Annotated in this window: 13 protein-coding genes and 2 pseudogenes; 6 read left to right on the top strand and 9 right to left on the bottom strand. The window is 71.2% G+C overall.

Features of this window, described 5'->3' with window-relative positions:
* Positions 1-44 precede the first annotated feature (44 nt).
* From BBK14_RS00065 to BBK14_RS00035, 8 genes are all read right to left on the bottom strand, one after another.
* Positions 45-704, bottom strand: coding sequence for a DUF4232 domain-containing protein (locus BBK14_RS00065; RefSeq protein ID WP_071059094.1), 660 nt, complete (start codon positions 702-704; stop codon positions 45-47).
* Between the two features lie 54 nt (positions 705-758).
* Positions 759-1,514 carry an ABC transporter ATP-binding protein gene (locus BBK14_RS00060; RefSeq protein ID WP_071059092.1) on the bottom strand — a complete coding sequence of 252 codons (756 nt, stop codon included), beginning with the start codon at positions 1,512-1,514 and terminating at the stop codon, positions 759-761.
* Positions 1,487-2,437, bottom strand: a complete 951-nt coding sequence (locus tag BBK14_RS00055; protein ID WP_420849104.1) for an ABC transporter permease — start codon at positions 2,435-2,437, stop codon at positions 1,487-1,489. Before BBK14_RS00055 ends, BBK14_RS00060 begins: the two co-directional genes overlap by 28 nt.
* Before the next feature lie 49 nt (positions 2,438-2,486).
* On the bottom strand, positions 2,487-3,524 hold the full coding sequence (locus BBK14_RS00050; RefSeq protein ID WP_071059090.1) for an ABC transporter substrate-binding protein: 1,038 nt from the start codon (positions 3,522-3,524) through the stop codon (positions 2,487-2,489).
* A gap of 82 nt (positions 3,525-3,606) precedes the next feature.
* Positions 3,607-4,530, bottom strand: a complete 924-nt coding sequence (locus tag BBK14_RS00045) for a TauD/TfdA dioxygenase family protein (protein ID WP_071059088.1) — start codon at positions 4,528-4,530, stop codon at positions 3,607-3,609.
* Positions 4,531-4,967: 437 nt separating this feature from the next.
* Positions 4,968-6,257, bottom strand: coding sequence for an ROK family protein (locus BBK14_RS00040; RefSeq protein WP_071059085.1), 1,290 nt, complete (start codon positions 6,255-6,257; stop codon positions 4,968-4,970).
* A 240-nt stretch (positions 6,258-6,497) separates the two neighbouring features.
* Positions 6,498-6,581: a putative leader peptide gene (locus tag BBK14_RS41855; RefSeq protein ID WP_368672142.1), complete on the bottom strand. Its 84-nt coding sequence runs from the start codon at positions 6,579-6,581 to the stop codon at positions 6,498-6,500.
* A 113-nt stretch (positions 6,582-6,694) separates the two neighbouring features.
* The gene (locus BBK14_RS00035; RefSeq protein WP_020458368.1) at positions 6,695-7,516 is read right to left on the bottom strand and encodes an AraC family transcriptional regulator; all 822 of its coding nucleotides are present in this window, start codon (positions 7,514-7,516) and stop codon (positions 6,695-6,697) included.
* Positions 7,517-7,925: 409 nt separating this feature from the next.
* Between BBK14_RS00035 and BBK14_RS00030 the strand changes: the two genes are divergently transcribed.
* The 6 genes and pseudogenes from BBK14_RS00030 to BBK14_RS34290 form a co-directional block, all read left to right on the top strand.
* Entirely contained in the window at positions 7,926-8,597 is a 672-nt protein-coding gene (locus BBK14_RS00030; RefSeq protein WP_020458367.1) for a TetR/AcrR family transcriptional regulator, read from the top strand.
* Positions 8,598-8,960: 363 nt separating this feature from the next.
* Positions 8,961-10,226, top strand: a complete 1,266-nt coding sequence (locus BBK14_RS00025; protein WP_020458366.1) for an amidohydrolase family protein — start codon at positions 8,961-8,963, stop codon at positions 10,224-10,226.
* A gap of 300 nt (positions 10,227-10,526) precedes the next feature.
* Positions 10,527-11,282, top strand: a complete 756-nt coding sequence (locus BBK14_RS00020) for an NPP1 family protein (RefSeq protein ID WP_071059084.1) — start codon at positions 10,527-10,529, stop codon at positions 11,280-11,282.
* Between the two features lie 307 nt (positions 11,283-11,589).
* Positions 11,590-11,799 carry a hypothetical protein gene (locus BBK14_RS00015; RefSeq protein WP_116429947.1) on the top strand — a complete coding sequence of 70 codons (210 nt, stop codon included), beginning with the start codon at positions 11,590-11,592 and terminating at the stop codon, positions 11,797-11,799.
* A 116-nt stretch (positions 11,800-11,915) separates the two neighbouring features.
* Positions 11,916-13,412 carry a flotillin family protein gene (locus BBK14_RS00010; protein WP_071059082.1) on the top strand — a complete coding sequence of 499 codons (1,497 nt, stop codon included), beginning with the start codon at positions 11,916-11,918 and terminating at the stop codon, positions 13,410-13,412.
* Between the two features lie 37 nt (positions 13,413-13,449).
* Positions 13,450-13,661: pseudogene (locus BBK14_RS34290) on the top strand (ArsR/SmtB family transcription factor); the annotation flags it as partial.
* Between the two features lie 491 nt (positions 13,662-14,152).
* Here BBK14_RS34290 and BBK14_RS37965 read toward each other — a convergent pair.
* Positions 14,153-14,424: pseudogene (locus BBK14_RS37965) on the bottom strand (IS1634 family transposase); the annotation flags it as partial.

Raw genomic sequence — 14,424 nt, 5'->3', positions numbered from 1 at the left:
GAATCGTCACCGCGGCGCGGCGCGCGCGCCGGTGACCAGGACGGTCAGGGCTGGCCGAAGGCACCGACCGCGAGCTGGTGCACAGCCGGATCCCGACACGTCTCGACACCGGCCGGCAGTGCCGCTAGCAGGCTCCCACGGTCGTCGGGCGGGTACACGCGCAGATTCGAGCCCCGCACCGCCTGACCTGGTTCCTCGCAGCCCGGAAGCAGCCCGGCCTGCGTGATCGCCAGCGTCGCGCCGGTGCTGCCGCCCGGTGGCAGCGTCACCGGGGTGCCCGCCGGCCCCGTGCGGTCAGCCGCCGCCCCGACCTGGCCACCGGTGGCGTTTACCACCGACACACCGGGGTAACCGACGACCGAGCAGGTGCCGGGACCGGTGTTCCTGAGCACGATCCGCCCGTAGACATGACCCGCCGCGCCCTGGACGTCCTCGAGGGACGCGGCGAGGCCGGTGGACACGCAGGCCGGCCCGGCACCGCCGGCACCCGTGACCGGGATCCCGGCGGACGGGCCGGTCGAGCCCGTCACGGCGGTCGGCCGCGCGGTGGACGCGGCTGGCGGCTGGCTGGTCCCGGAGACGACCGGCGGGCCCGGCGGAGCCGACACGGCCTGGTCCGCCGGTCCGTCCGACCCACCGCAGCCGGCGACCGACGCCGCGAGCGACAGTGACGCCACGATGAGCATGCCTCGGCCTGTGCGCATACCGGCCTGCCTACCCCGCGCCCGGCCGCCGCAGACCACGGCCCCGTCGGGGTGTCAGGTTGCGGCCTCGGCCAGGTCACGAACGCCCAGCTCGGTGAGCAGCCGGGCGCGCAGGGCGGCGAAGGCGGGATGGGCCCGGGGCCGGGGAGTCGGCAGGCCCACGGGGACGTCGAGGGAGAGCCGGCCGTCGGTCAGGACGAGGACCCGGTCGGCCAGCAGGATCGCCTCGTCCACGTCGTGGGTGACGAAGAGGACGGCGGGGCGGTGCCGGCGGCACAGCTCCTGGAGCAGGGCGTGCATCCGGATGCGGGTGAGCGCGTCGAGCGCGCCGAACGGCTCGTCGAGCATGACCAGATCCGGTTCGCGGACGAGGGCACGGGCCAGCGCGACCCGCTGGGCCTCGCCGCCGGAGAGGGTGACCGGCCACGAGCGCTCGCGCCCGGCGAGCCCGACCTCCGCCAGCGCGGCGCGCCCGCGCCGGTCGACGTCCGCGCCGGGCAGGCCTAGGACGACGTTGCCCAGCGCCCGCGTCCACGGCAGCAACCGCGGCTCCTGGAAGACCACCGCGCGCCGGCGGGCGGCGAGCACCTCGCCGCTGACCTCGTCGTCGAACCCGCCGAGGATCCGCAGCAGGGTGCTCTTGCCCGACCCGCTGCGCCCCAGCAGGGCCACGAACTCGCCGGGCGCGACGGTCAGGTCGAGGCCGTCCAGCACGACGTGGTCGCCGAACACCCGGGTCAGCCCGCGGACCCGGATCGCCGCGGCCGCCTCGTCGGCGCCGGTCAGGTCCCGGAGAATCCGCGTCGCCATGACAGCAGGCTCCTTTCGAGCAGGCGGACGAAGCCGTCGCAGAGCAGACCGAGGAGTCCGTAGATCACCAGGCAGAGCACCATGATGTCGGTCCGGTTCCAGGCCTGGGCGCTGTTGAGCAGGTAGCCGATGCCGGAGTCGGTGTTGACCTGCTCGGCGAACACCAACAGCAGCCAGGCGACGCCGAGAGACCAGCGCAGCCCCACCAGGAAGCCCGGGAGGGCACCGGGAATGATCACCCGTCGGACGAGACCGGCCCGGCCGAGCCCGAAGGCCCGGCCCGCCTCGACGAGCTTGATGTCCACGCTCCGGATCCCGGCGAAGGTGTTCATGTAGATCGGGAAGACCACGCCGGCGGTGATGAGGAAGATCTTCGCCTCCTCGCCGATGCCGATCCACACGATGATCAGCGGGAGCAGGGCGATCACCGGAATGGTGCGCAGGAAGTTCATCGCCGAGTCGACGACGTCCTCCCCGAACCGGAAGAAGCCGGCGATCACGGCGAGCGCCAGGCCGATCGCCACCCCGAGCGCGCATCCCCAGCCGACCCGGTAGAGGGACACGCCGAGGTTGTCGGCCAGCTCGCCCGAGCCCCACAGCTCCCGGGCGGCGTCGAGCACCGCGCCGGGCGAGGCGAACGCGCGGTCGCTGACCAGGTCGAATCCGGTGACCGCGAACCACCCGAGCAGCAGCAGCGCCGGACCGGCCAATCGACGCGCCCACGACGGGACGGCCCGTGCGCGCCGCGCGCGGTTCCGCTTGCCGGTCGGATCCTCGAGCAGGGGAGCCACGGGCCCGTCAGGTCCGGCGCCAGCGGGCTCGCCGGACGCCACAGGCACGCCGGACGCCACAGGCACGCCGGACGTCACGGGCACGTTGACAAGGCCGGGCGCGGGAGCGGCTTCACCGATGACCTCGGTCATGTCGTCCTCCCTTCGACTTGCCGTGGGCGGAGAGTGCTCGGGAGAGTGCTCATGTCGGCAGGCTCGCGGTGGTGAACGCCGCGGTCAGCTCGGTGGTGAACGCCTTGTCGACCTCGTCGTCGACGTTCAGCGACGGGGGCAGCTCCCCGACGTCGGCGAGCAGCTTCGCCTGGGTCCGCTGGCTGTCGACGAACGCCGCCGTGACCGGGGTGTACCTGCTCTCCGGCAGGCTCTCGAAGTACTTCCGCGCGGCGACCGGATCCTGTTTGAGCGTCTCCACGTAGTACTTCTGGATCCACTCGTCCGGGTTCTGCTTGGGCCACGCCGAGGCCCGGGAGAGGCGGAGCACGAAGTCCCGCACCGCCTCGCGGCGGGCCGGGTCCGCCAGCGCGTCCTTCGCCGCGAGCAGCACCGAGTACTGCGGCAGCGGCTTGGTCTCCACCTCGTAGGACCCGGCGCTCTGCGCGGTGACCGCCGCGCCGAACTGGCGGACGTACACCACGGCGTCCACGGCTCCGGAGGAGAAGGTGGCGGGCAGGCTCGCCGCCGGGACGTTGACCGGGGTGACGTCGTCCTGGGTGAGCCCGACCGAGTCGAGCTGGTTGAGGAGATAGCCGTGCAGGGAGGTCCCCCGGGTGAACGCGACCCGCTTCCCCTTCAGGTCGGCGAGGCTGTGGATGCCGGAGCCGGCGGAGGCGAAGATGGTCTGGCTGTTCACCCTGTTCTCCGCCACGGCCACGGCGACCACTCCGGCGTCCGCGGCGTTCGCGAACAGGACCGGCGTGTCGCCCATGAAACCGACGTCGAGCCGGCCCGCGCTGAACGCGGCGTTCATGTGTGGCCCGTCGGCGAAGTTGTTCCAGTTCAGCTTGTAGGGGGTGTCACGGCCCGCGCCCGACAGCGCGATCGGGAGCTCCAGGAACTTGCTCTGGTCGCCGATCCGCAGCGTGCCGGCCTTTCCGCCGGACGCGGGGGCGGCCGGGTCCGAGTCGCCGCCGCCGCACGCGGCGAGGCCGACCGTCAGCAGGGCGGCCAGGCCGGCGGACGCGAGCGCCAGCCGCCGCCCACGGGTCCGTCGATGGTGCATGGGTTTCTCCAGGTGGCAGGAGCCGCCGGCGCCGACTGGGTCGGCGCCGGCGGTCAGGGGTTCAGGACGCCGCGGGCGACGGTCAGGAGCCGAGGAACGGCCGGCCGGCGACCAGCTCCGACTCCGCCCCGTCGACACCGACCGGGACGTCGCCCTCGAGGGTCACCCGGTAGAGAACCCGGTCGAAGTCGAGATGACCGAGGTCGGACGGCCCGAGGTGCGCCGTGGCGCGGTTGTCCCAGAAGGCGATGTCACCCGGGTTCCACTTGAACCGCACCGTGAACTCCGGCCGGGCGATCTGCTCGTAGAACAACTCGAGGACACGGTGGCTCTGCCGGGCGGACAGGCCGATGATCTCGTTGTCACGCGCGGTGAAGCTGGGGCTGACGAACAGGGCCCGCTCGCCGGTCTCCGGGTGCACCCGGACCACCGGGTGGATGGCGACCAGCGGGTTCGAGGCGATCCGCTTCCCGTACTCGCCACCGTCGAAGATCGGCAGGCTGAAGCTGTGCCGCGCGCGCAGGCTGTCGGCCAGCGTCCGCAGCGGCTCGGGCAGGGCCTGGTAGGCCGCGACCAGGTTCGTCCAGGCGGTGTCACCGCCGTAGGGCGGGACGATGTCGGCGCGCAGAATTGACCCGGCGGGCGGGTTGACCAGCGCCGTCACGTCGGTGTGCCACCCGTTGTCATAGGTGACCTTCCGGTTGCCGAAGAGCTGCGCGTAGCGCCGGCTGTCGATCGGCAGGATCTCGGGGAACCCCTCCGGGGGCGCGGTCTCGTGCGGGTGGGCGGGAGTGAGCTTGCCGAAGCGCCGCCCGAACGCCACCTGCTGGGCGTGGTCCAGGTTCTGGTCGCGGAAGAACACCACCTTCCAGGTCAGCAGCGCGGACCGGATCTCGGCGATGGTCGCGTCGTCGAGTTCCTCCCGCAGGTCGACGCCGTGGATCTCGGCGCCGGTGTATCCGGACAACGGCCGGACGTCGATCAGTGTCTGGACCTGACTGGTCATCGTCACATTTCCCTTCGGATCGCGAATGCGTACGGGTACCGGGAGAAGGACCGCCTGAAAACGCGGTCGAGAACATGCCGGCACCGGTTTCGGGAATCATCCCGAATACACGCGCCAACCATCCTCCCGGCAACCAGCGCGGGCAGAGATTGACAATGGAGCGCGGTTACGGGTCACCGGTGCGGCGCGACACTCCCCCGGCCAGCATTAATCCACCGGGGATGGTGGARATTCAGCGCTGGACGAGGACGGAACAGTGGGAGCCACGCCGGAAGAAGCCGCCGGAGCGGCGCCCACCCGGAGCCGTACATCGATCCACGGAGACCGGGAGAACATTCCCCCGAGTTCCCACGGGGCGCTGCCCGGCGGCGTCCTTCACAATTCCATCGTTGCTCGGTTAATTCGCCAGGTCAATGATTTCCGATCGGATGGAAATATTACGGAGCCGCTACCGGGGGTCGTGACCACTCGGCCGCCCTGGTGGCCTGCCGGTCGCGGCGGGTGTGCACCGTGCGCGGGCTGCGGTGCACCGAGTCGAGTACGGTCGCCGCCGCGGCGACGGCGAGCACGTCCGTCCCGAAGCTGCTGGGGCGCACGACCCGCTCCGGGTCCCCGCACGCGCGCGAGAGCCGGGCGATCTCCTCGTACAGGTCCGGGAGCAGGTGCGGCAGGTAGATCGCGGACATCTCGGTCAGGACGAGGAGTTCCGGGTCCAGCATGTCGAGCAGCGTCGCGGCGATCCTGGCGACCCCCCGCAACCGTTGGCGCAGCAGTCCCACCACGAGGTCGTCGCCGGCACGGGCCGCCCCCAGCAGGAGCTCGGCCTCCGGTCGCGGTATGGCTCCGAGCTCGACGGCCTTCACGAGCAGCGCGCGGTCCGACAGTGCGGTCTGGGCGCAGCCCCGGCCGCCGCAGGAGCACGGCAGGTCGGCCCCGGGCAGGTTCAGGTGCGCCACCCCGCCCGCCGCCGAGCGAAGGCCGTGATGCACGACTCCGCCGGTGGCGATGGCCGCGTCCACCACATGGCCCACGAACAGGTGCACGAGGCTTGCCCGGGCCCGCGGCTCACCGAAGAGGATCTCCGCCTGAGCCAGCGCACGGGCATGGCCGTCCACGCTCACCGGGAGGCCGGTGCGGGCGGCCAGCAGCGGGCCCAACGGCAGGTCCCGCCAGCCCAGCGGCTCGTGTTCGACCACGACGCCGGTCCGTGCGTCGACGTGGCCGCCCGTGACCACGCCGAGTCCGAGGACCCGGCGGTGGCCGGCGTGCCGGCGCAGGAATCCGGGCAGGTGCCGAACGATGGTCGAGAGCGTGTCGTCGGCCTCGCCCCGGTGCGGCAGCTCCTCGCGGGCGACCACCCGGCCCCGCAGGTCGACGATTCCGAAGGTGAGCATGGGGACGGCGATGTGCACGCCGCAGGCGAGGTGGGTGTCGGTGTCGACGTCGAGCGGCACGCTCGGCCGCCCCGCCCGCGGCGCGCCGGCAGCGACCGGCAGCTCCCGCAGCAGCCCGAGCGAGATGAGGTCGGCGGTCTGCCGTGAGACCGCGGCCGGGCTGAGACCCGTCGCGGTGCCGATGAACCCCCTCGCGACGGGCCCGTGATCGAGGACGGCGCGCAGTACGGCCGCCGCCGATCCGGCGCCTTTCGAGGTGTCCCTGCGATCGTTTCCGGGCCCGGCGAGGCCGGTCGGCGAGATGGTGGGCGGGTTCGCGCTCCGGATGGGCACGGAGATCCTCCTCACGCGCGTGTCGACCCACCGGGTCGACGACCGTCGAAGGCCTGCACGGTGGGGCGCCTCCCGCACCGGCGGCGGGAGTACGCGGATGTCTGGCGGTGTGTGCGCGGCACGGTTCGGCTCAGCGGGAGACGCGGCCAGTAACCGGGGGCGGCAGACGCCACGGGAGCACTACCCGCGTGGCGCGACCCGCGGCCTACGGCCCGCGGCGTTCCGGGCAGTGGCGGGCGGTCAGCCGACCGGCAGACAGAGCGCGCTGGCGACGCGGCGGAGGTCAACATGAGCACGACGAACAAGGCGCGGGTGCTCAGCCATGGTCAGAACGTAGGTATTGGAGGCACCATTTGTCAACTAGTTCGGTAGACATAGTGTCCATACGTCCGCCGCCGAGCTGGTCGCGGGCACACGTCGCCGGGCTCGCCGGGTGGTCAGCGCCCGCCGCGGTGCGGACGCCGTCCCACCGGGGCCAGGGCCGGAGGGACCACCCCGATCCGCTGCCGGTAGGCCGACGGGCGCTCGCCGCAGTACTGGGCGAAGGCCCGGGCGAAGGCGCTCGGGCTCTCGAAGCCGACGGCGGTCGACACCTCGAGCACCGACCGGGTGGGGTCGGCGAGCAGCGCCATCGCCCGCAGCAGCCGGGCCTGCACCAGGTAGTGCCGCCACGAGAGGCCGAGGGCGGTGCGGAACAGGCGGCGCAGGGTCCGTTCCGAGACGCCGACCGCCCGGCCGACCTCGGCCACGGAGACCGCGTCGAGGTGGCGCTGGGTATAGGAGATGGCCGCGGCGACGACCGGATCGGTCGAGGTCGGCAGGCTCAGCGGAGCCTCGTGACCGAGCGCCTCGACGACGAGGTGGCCGAGCGTGCGAAAGAAGCCGTCGGACACCGGATCACCGCTCGGGCGGGTGATCGGCCAGCGCCGAGCGTAGATCATCATCTCCCGGACGAGCGGCGGCGCGGCGAGGATCCGGGCGCGGTCCCCCGGCCGGTCGATCAGCCGGGGGTCGAACAGCACGGCGATCGAGCGGACCGCCGAGTTGATCGTGACCCTGTGCTCGAGACCGGCCGGGATCCACGCTGCCTGCCGCGGCGGCAGGAGGTAGTGGGTGCCGGCGGTCTCGACCTCGACCATCCCGGAAATGGCGTACTCGATCTGGTGCAGATCGTGGGAATGCCAGCCGGTGACGAGCCGGTCACCTTCGTAGTGGTGGCTGCCGCCGAGAACCCGCGCCCCACGCCGCATGTCGACCATGCCGATTGCGCCGGCTGTGCCGGCCGCATCGGCTGTGCCGGCCGCATCGGCTGTGCCGGCCGCATCAGCTGTGCCGGCCGCATCAGCTGTGCCGGCCGCATCAGCTGTGCCGGCCGCATCAGCTGTGCCGGCCGCATCGGCTGTGCCGGCCATCCGTGCCAGGCCGACGCCGACGGGTTCAAAAGCTCCGCCGGACGAATATACGGAGGCGGTCACGTTACGAAAGAATAGTTGAGATTCCCGACACTCGCGGCGTAATGGCGCGACACCGTTGTTCAGACCAGTCGGAAGGCTATGCTCGGCGGGTGCACAGCGCCATGCCGCCGAATGGTCAAGGAAACACCGGACGGACACCGCGCTCCGCACCAGCCGCGCCACACGGCCGCGCCCCGGGCGCGGCGGTGACGGCATGACCTCGCCCCGCCGCCTCGGCGCGGAGGACTCGAGCACCCGCACGACCCTGCTCGACGCGACGGCCCAGATCATCCTCGAGGAGGGGTACGCCGCGGTCAGCTCGCGGCGGGTGGCGGCGAAGGCCGGCATCAAGCCCGCCCTCGTGCACTACTACTTCCGCACCATGGACGACCTGTTCCTCGCCGTCTTCCGGCGCGGCGCGGAGGCCAACCTGGAGCGCCAGCGGCGCGCACTGGCCTCGCCGCGGCCCCTGCGGGCGCTGTGGGACGTCGACCTGGACTCGCGCGGCACGACCCTCATGGTCGAGTTCATGGCGCTCGCGAACCACCGGAAGGCCATCCGGTCGGAGATCGCCGCCTACGCCGAGCGGTTCCGCGAGGCGGAGCTCGCCACCCTGTCGCGAGTGCTGACCGCCGCCGGAGTCGATCCGGCCACGATCCCGCCGGTGGTCGTGACGTGCCTGATGGCGAGCGTCTCCCGGGTTCTGGTGATGGAGGGCGCGCTGGGCATGACCATGGGCCACCGCGAGACGATCGACCTGGTCGAGCGATACCTGACCGAGATCGAGGCCCGCACCCCGCCCGACCCCGTGGACGCCGCCGACGCGCCCGCCCCCGCGGTGAGCCCCACCGCCAGCCCCGACGGGCCCGCGGGTCCCGGGGGCTGAACAAGCGCGCGGAGCAGCCGGACGGACCGGGCAGAGCGGGTGGAGCGGCCGGGCCCGGCCACCACGGCTGGCCGTTCTGGACGGATCCCTGACCGGGCAGAACGTCGACGCCGGGGATTGGTCTGAATTACGCTGCCATCCTTAGCATTGTCCGTCGCCCGGCGCCCCGCCGGGCGACGAGGATCACAACCACGGCTCGGCGACGGGAGGTGGCCACCCGGCTCCCGTGCGCGCCGGAGTGTGCGCGCCGGAGGGCGCGGTACCGCCACCGGAGACAGCGGCCCACCTCCCGTCACGACCAGTCGGTCCACGACGGCCGGTCCACTCACCACGGATCGGTCCACAGCGAGAGGAATCCGGACCATGCACATGGACGACATGATTCTGCTGAGCATCGACGACCACGTGATCGAGCCGCCGGACATGTACAAGAACCATGTCCCGGCGAAGTGGCTCGATTCCGTGCCGAAGGTCGTCCGGAACGAGGCCGGCGTCGACGAGTGGGTGTTCCAGGGCGAGAAGACGTCCACACCGTTCGGTATGGCGGCGACCGTCGGCTGGCACCGGGAGGAGTGGGGATTCAACCCCGGCGCCTTCACCGAGTTACGTCCGGGCTGTTTCGAGGTCCACCAGCGGGTCCGCGACATGAACGCCAACGGCGTCCTCGCCTCGATGTGCTTCCCGACGATGGCGGGCTTCAACGCCCGCACGTTCTCCGAGGCCCTCGACAAGGACCTCTCGCTCATCATGCTGCAGGCCTACAACGACTGGCACATCGACGAGTGGTGCGGCGCCTACCCGGGCCGGTTCATCCCCCTCGGCATCGTGCCGATGTGGGACGTCGAGCTCGCGGTGAAGGAGATCCGGCGGATCGCCGCGAAGGGCTGCCGCTCCATCAGCTTCCTGGAGGCCCCCCACGCGCAGGGCTGGCCGAGCTTCCTCTCCGGCCACTGGGACCCGATGCTGCAGGCCCTCGTCGACGAGAACATGGTGCTCAGCCTGCACATCGGCGGCGCCTGGGACATCGTCAAGCTCGCCCCCGAGGTGCCGATCGACCACATGATCGTCATTCCGTCCCAGCTCACCATGCTCACCGCGCAGGACCTGCTCTTCGGCCCGACGCTGCGGCGCTTCCCCGAGCTGAAGGTGGCCCTCTCCGAGGGTGGCATCGGCTGGATCCCGTTCTACCTGGACCGCGTCGACCGGCACTTCCAGAACCAGAGCTGGATCCACAACGACTTCGGCGGCAAGCTGCCCTCCGAGGTGTTCCGGGAGCACTTCCTGGCCTGTTACATCACCGACCCGGCCGGGCTGCGCCTGCGCGAGCAGATCGGCATCGAGACCATCGCCTGGGAGTGCGACTACCCGCACACCGACACGACCTGGCCCGAGTCACCCGAGCACGCCTGGAACGAGCTCCAGCAGGCCGGCTGCCGCGACGACGAGATCCACCAGATCACCTGGGAGAACGCCAGCCGCTTCTTCGGCTGGGACCCGTTCTCCCACACGCCGAGGGAGCAGGCCACCGTGGGCGCGCTGCGCGGGCTGGCCGCCGATGTCGACGTCACCCGGATGTCGCGCGAGGAGTGGCGCAAGCGCAACGAGGCCGCGGGAATCGGCGTCTTCTAACCCCAGGCCGGCGGGAGCCCGGACCGGGGCTCCCGCCGGAGCGTCGCGGCGATCTCCCGCCGCGGAGTTCGCAGGCGCTTCCCCGGCATCGAACCAGGTGAACCGCCCGGCGCCAGCACTGTAACGCCGGGCGGGCCGGGGACGGCGCGATGCCGACCTGCGCGTTCATTCCCAGTATTGGCCAACGCTTCATCACGGGGAAACCCGGCCCGGCCGCGGTTGTCGGGGGGAGCCGAAATGCTGGAGACAGCATGCCCATCCGACCGCCCTGCCCATGCTGCGGTCGACCAGGAGGACGTGGTGAGGAAGAAAACGCGCATCCGCCGGTTCTCGCTCGTGATCGGCGGCGCCCTGGCGCTCGTCGTCGCGCTTCCGAMGATTGCGCTCGCGGCACCCCCGGCCGCGCTGCCCGGAAACGCCGACACCATGGAACAGACGTACCAGCCGGCCTACGACTACGACACCGACGGGTGCTACCCGACGCCCGCCATCGGGGCGAACGGAGCCGTCAACGGCGGGCTCAACCCGTCCGGCGCGCTCAACGGTGGCTGCCACGACCTGGCCGACCTCAACAACACGAACGGCTACGCCCGCTACAAGTGCAACAACGGCTGGTGCGCGATTCTGTACGGCCTCTACTTCGAGAAGGACCAGGCGACGATCGGCGGCCACCGGCACGACTGGGAGCATGTCGTGGTCTGGGTGCAGAACAACCAGGCCCAGTACGTCTCCGCCTCGGCCCACGGCAGCTTCAACGTCTACCCCCGCAGCCAGGTCCGCTGGGACGGCAACCACCCGAAGATCGTCTACCACAAGGACGGCGTCGGCACCCACGACTTCCGTCTCGCCAACTCGGGCGACGAGCCGCCGGAGAACGAGCTCCACACCTGGCGTTACCCGACTCTGGTCGGTTGGAACGGCTATCCGGCCGGGGTCCGTGACGCGCTGAGCGCGGCCAACTTCGGCAGCGCGGTCTTCGGTCTCAAGGACGGCAACTTCAACTACCACCTCGAGCGCGCGATGCCTGCGGGCATCTCCTTCGACCCGAACGCCTGACGGCGCGGGCTCCGGCTTCGCCGCGGCGAGTGGGCGGGGTGGTCACCCCGCCCACTCGTCCCGGCCGCCAGGCCCCGCACGGCAAATCCCCAGGCGGAGCAGACCTCGCGCGGCCAGACCCCGTCACCGGGCGGGGAGCCGGTCCCGACTTCCCACCGGCCGGCGCACGGGACCGCCATCCACCTGACAACCTGCGATGATTGTGAAGTGCGGCCACAGTCGCGCTGACGACAGCTTTTCGCCGGGCACAGGCATTGCCAGTCGACCGGAAAAGCCTACGATCATTAATTGTCGCGTGGAGGGGCCGATGGCCGACCAGACAGTGATCGGCAAAACAGGACGGGTGACGGGAAAGATAGCCCCGGGCATGGTCGGTGAGGTCATGCTCGCGGTACGGGGCGGCTCCGAGGCATTCCACGCTTATGCGGCCGACGACGGGGTGACCTTCGCCGTCGGCTCGCGCATTCTCGTCGTCGAGTATTTCCCTCCTCGCACCGTGCTGGTGATCAGACTGTGACCGCGGTCGTGGCCACCCACCGGCCAACGGTGCCCCGGCGCGCCAACCGCTGTGCCCCGCCGCGGGCCGGCTGACGCCCGTTGACCAGATCTCCCGTGGGGTGAAGCGGAGGCAACATGATGATCATCCTCATCTCGGTCGCGGTCGGCGCCGTGCTGGCCGTCGCGTTGTTCAAACTGATGTGGCGGGTGGCCGAACCGAACGAGGCACTCATCATCTCCGGGATGCGGGCGTACAAGGACCCGAACGACGCCGTGGCCGAGAGCCTGGGATTCAAGATAGTCACCGGAAAGGGCGTGCTGGTACCGCCGGGCGTGCAGACCGTCCGCCGGATGTCCCTGGATCTGCGGGCCGCCCAGCTCGGCATCGAATGCGTCACCCAGCAGGGAATCCCGGTCGGTGTCCGGGGTGTGGTCATCTTCAAGGTCGGTGACGACTACGCGTCCATCGCGAATGCCGCCCGCCGGTTCCTCGACCAGCAGGACAAGATGGACACCCGGGTGCACAACGTTTTCGCCGGCCATCTGCGCGCCATCGTCGGCCAGCTGACCGTCGAGGACCTCATCCGGGACCGGGAGAAGCTGACGCAGCTGACCCGGGCGAGCTCCGGAACCGAGATGGAGAAGCTCGGCCTGATCGTCGACTCGCTGCAGGTGCAGGAGATCGACGACCCGACCGGTTACATCCGCAACCTCGGGCGCCCGCACGTGGCCACCGTCGCCGCGCAGGCCAGGATCGCCGAGGCGGAGGCCGACCGGGAGGCCACCGAGCAGGAGCAGATCGCCATGGCTCTCAAGGCGGAGGCGAACCGGAACAGCTCGATCAAGCAGTCCGGGTTCCAGGCTGAGGTCGACGAGGCCTCGGCCCGCGCCACCCAGGCCGGCCCGCTGGCCGAGGCCACCGCGCACCAGCAGGTCGTCGTCGAGCAGACCAAGGTGGCCCAGCTCGAGGCCGAGCTGGAGGAGCAGCGTCTACAGGTGTCCGTGCGCAAGCCGGCCGACGCCCGCGCCTACGAGCAGACCACGCTCGCCCGCGCCACCCGTGACGCCCAGATCAGCTCGGCCGAGGCGGCCGCCCGCCAGATCGAGCTGGCCGCCGCCGCGGACGCCACCCGGGTCCGGACGGAGGCGGACGCCCGGGCGCAGCAGGTGCGAGTCCTGGCAACCGCCGAGGCGGCCTCGACCCGCGCGATCGGCGACGCGGACGCCCACGCCAAGCGGGCCGTCGGTTCGGCCGAGGGCGACGCGATGCGGGCCCGCGGCCTGGCCGAGGCCGAGGCGATCAAGGCCCGCGCCGACGCGCTCGCCGTCAACCAGGACGCCGTCATCGGCCAGCAGCTCGCCGAGCAGTGGCCGGCCATCGTCGAGGCCGCGGCCAAGCCGTTCGGCGCGGTCGACCAGCTGATCGTCCTCAACGGCGCGGCCGGCCTGGGCGAGGTGCTGACCCAGGCGCTGTCACAGGGCGCGGCGGGCCTGCAACTGGCCCGTTCCCTGCTCTCCAGCGGCACGCCGGGCTCCACCCCGGCCGTGCCCACCGCGCCCGGCGCACCGGCGCCTGGTGCACCCGCGCCTGGTGCACCCGTGAACGGCACGGCCAAGCCGGCGGACAGGTAGGCATCTGAATCCCGCGACGCCTGGCCATCACAACCACCCATCGATGATCTACGCCGGGGACGGCGGCGAGGCGTGCGTCTGCGAGCTGACCGAACCGCTCGGGCGGAGCCAGCCGACGGTCAGCCACCACCTGAAGATCCTCGTTGACGCCGACCTCGTCACCAGGGAGAAGCGGGGCGTGTGGGCCTACTACCGCGCCGTGCCGACGCCCTCGCCGCACTGGCCACCGCGTTCACCACGCGCCGGTGACCTCAACTCACATCCAGCCGAGCCTCACCGCCGTGAGCCGCGTGGGCGGCCGAGCACGGGACGGCACCATCGTGCCGGCACGATGGTGCCGGCGGATCGAGCGTGCCCCGATGGGCACCAGGCTGCACGGACTACGCACGGCCGCCCGAAAAGCCTGGTCACGACGCCACTAGCAGGACATGGGACCGATCTCAAGAATCACCGACCGACCATGGCCTCATTTCCTCCGGTAATTGCACTTGTTACCGAACGGTAGCTAACTATCTCCATCTGCTCCCTGATCTCCGTCCCCCAGGTGCTCCTGAGTGTGCCGGGCGAGATCTCGGCGGCAGTTCCAAGGAGGTAGTCCGTGAAACTCGACCGTTCCCGAGTCCGTCTCCGAAACCGATTAGGGCGCCCCGCATGGCTGCTGAACCTTCCGGCCGTGCTGAGCGCGGGGCTCCTGTACTCCGCACGTTTGGTTTTCATGCTTTGACCTGCCCGTTTCGTGATCACGGGGGTTTGGTCGGGTCTACTCCGAGGAGGTTGAGTACGCGCTGCTGGAGCGGTGTGGGCCGGGGGATGTAGGCGGGCTGGCCGTCGCGGGCGGGCACGAGACGCAGGCCGGAGAGGGCTTCGAGTAGGAGCCGGCCGGTGGGCTTGGCGGGTCGGCCAGCGTAGAGACCGGCGACCGTTCCGGTCGGACCGGTGGAACGCCGGACCTCTCGTTCGATCAGCGAGAACAGCAGCAACGCGAGGCCGACGACGTGGAGCAGTCCGTGGA

Origin of the sequence: Parafrankia soli, from assembly GCF_001854695.1 — a bacterium.
Taxonomy (GTDB): Bacteria; Actinomycetota; Actinomycetes; order Frankiales; family Frankiaceae; genus Parafrankia; species Parafrankia soli.
This window is presented reverse-complemented; position numbering and strand designations above follow the sequence as displayed.

Bases quoted from the DNA above. Each gene is read 5' to 3' on its own strand.
- BBK14_RS00045 (WP_071059088.1), bottom strand. From the start codon at position 4,530: ATGACCAGTCAGGTCCAGACACTGATCGACGTCCGGCCGTTGTCCGGA.
- BBK14_RS00010 (WP_071059082.1), top strand. From the start codon at position 11,916: ATGATGATCATCCTCATCTCGGTCGCGGTCGGCGCCGTGCTGGCCGTC.
- BBK14_RS00015 (WP_116429947.1), top strand. From the start codon at position 11,590: ATGGCCGACCAGACAGTGATCGGCAAAACAGGACGGGTGACGGGAAAG.
- BBK14_RS00060 (WP_071059092.1), bottom strand. From the start codon at position 1,514: ATGGCGACGCGGATTCTCCGGGACCTGACCGGCGCCGACGAGGCGGCC.
- BBK14_RS00050 (WP_071059090.1), bottom strand. From the start codon at position 3,524: ATGCACCATCGACGGACCCGTGGGCGGCGGCTGGCGCTCGCGTCCGCC.
- BBK14_RS00030 (WP_020458367.1), top strand. From the start codon at position 7,926: ATGACCTCGCCCCGCCGCCTCGGCGCGGAGGACTCGAGCACCCGCACG.
- BBK14_RS00035 (WP_020458368.1), bottom strand. From the start codon at position 7,516: ATGGTCGACATGCGGCGTGGGGCGCGGGTTCTCGGCGGCAGCCACCAC.
- BBK14_RS00065 (WP_071059094.1), bottom strand. From the start codon at position 704: ATGCGCACAGGCCGAGGCATGCTCATCGTGGCGTCACTGTCGCTCGCG.
- BBK14_RS00055 (WP_420849104.1), bottom strand. From the start codon at position 2,437: ATGACCGAGGTCATCGGTGAAGCCGCTCCCGCGCCCGGCCTTGTCAAC.
- BBK14_RS00025 (WP_020458366.1), top strand. From the start codon at position 8,961: ATGCACATGGACGACATGATTCTGCTGAGCATCGACGACCACGTGATC.
- BBK14_RS41855 (WP_368672142.1), bottom strand. From the start codon at position 6,581: ATGGCTGAGCACCCGCGCCTTGTTCGTCGTGCTCATGTTGACCTCCGC.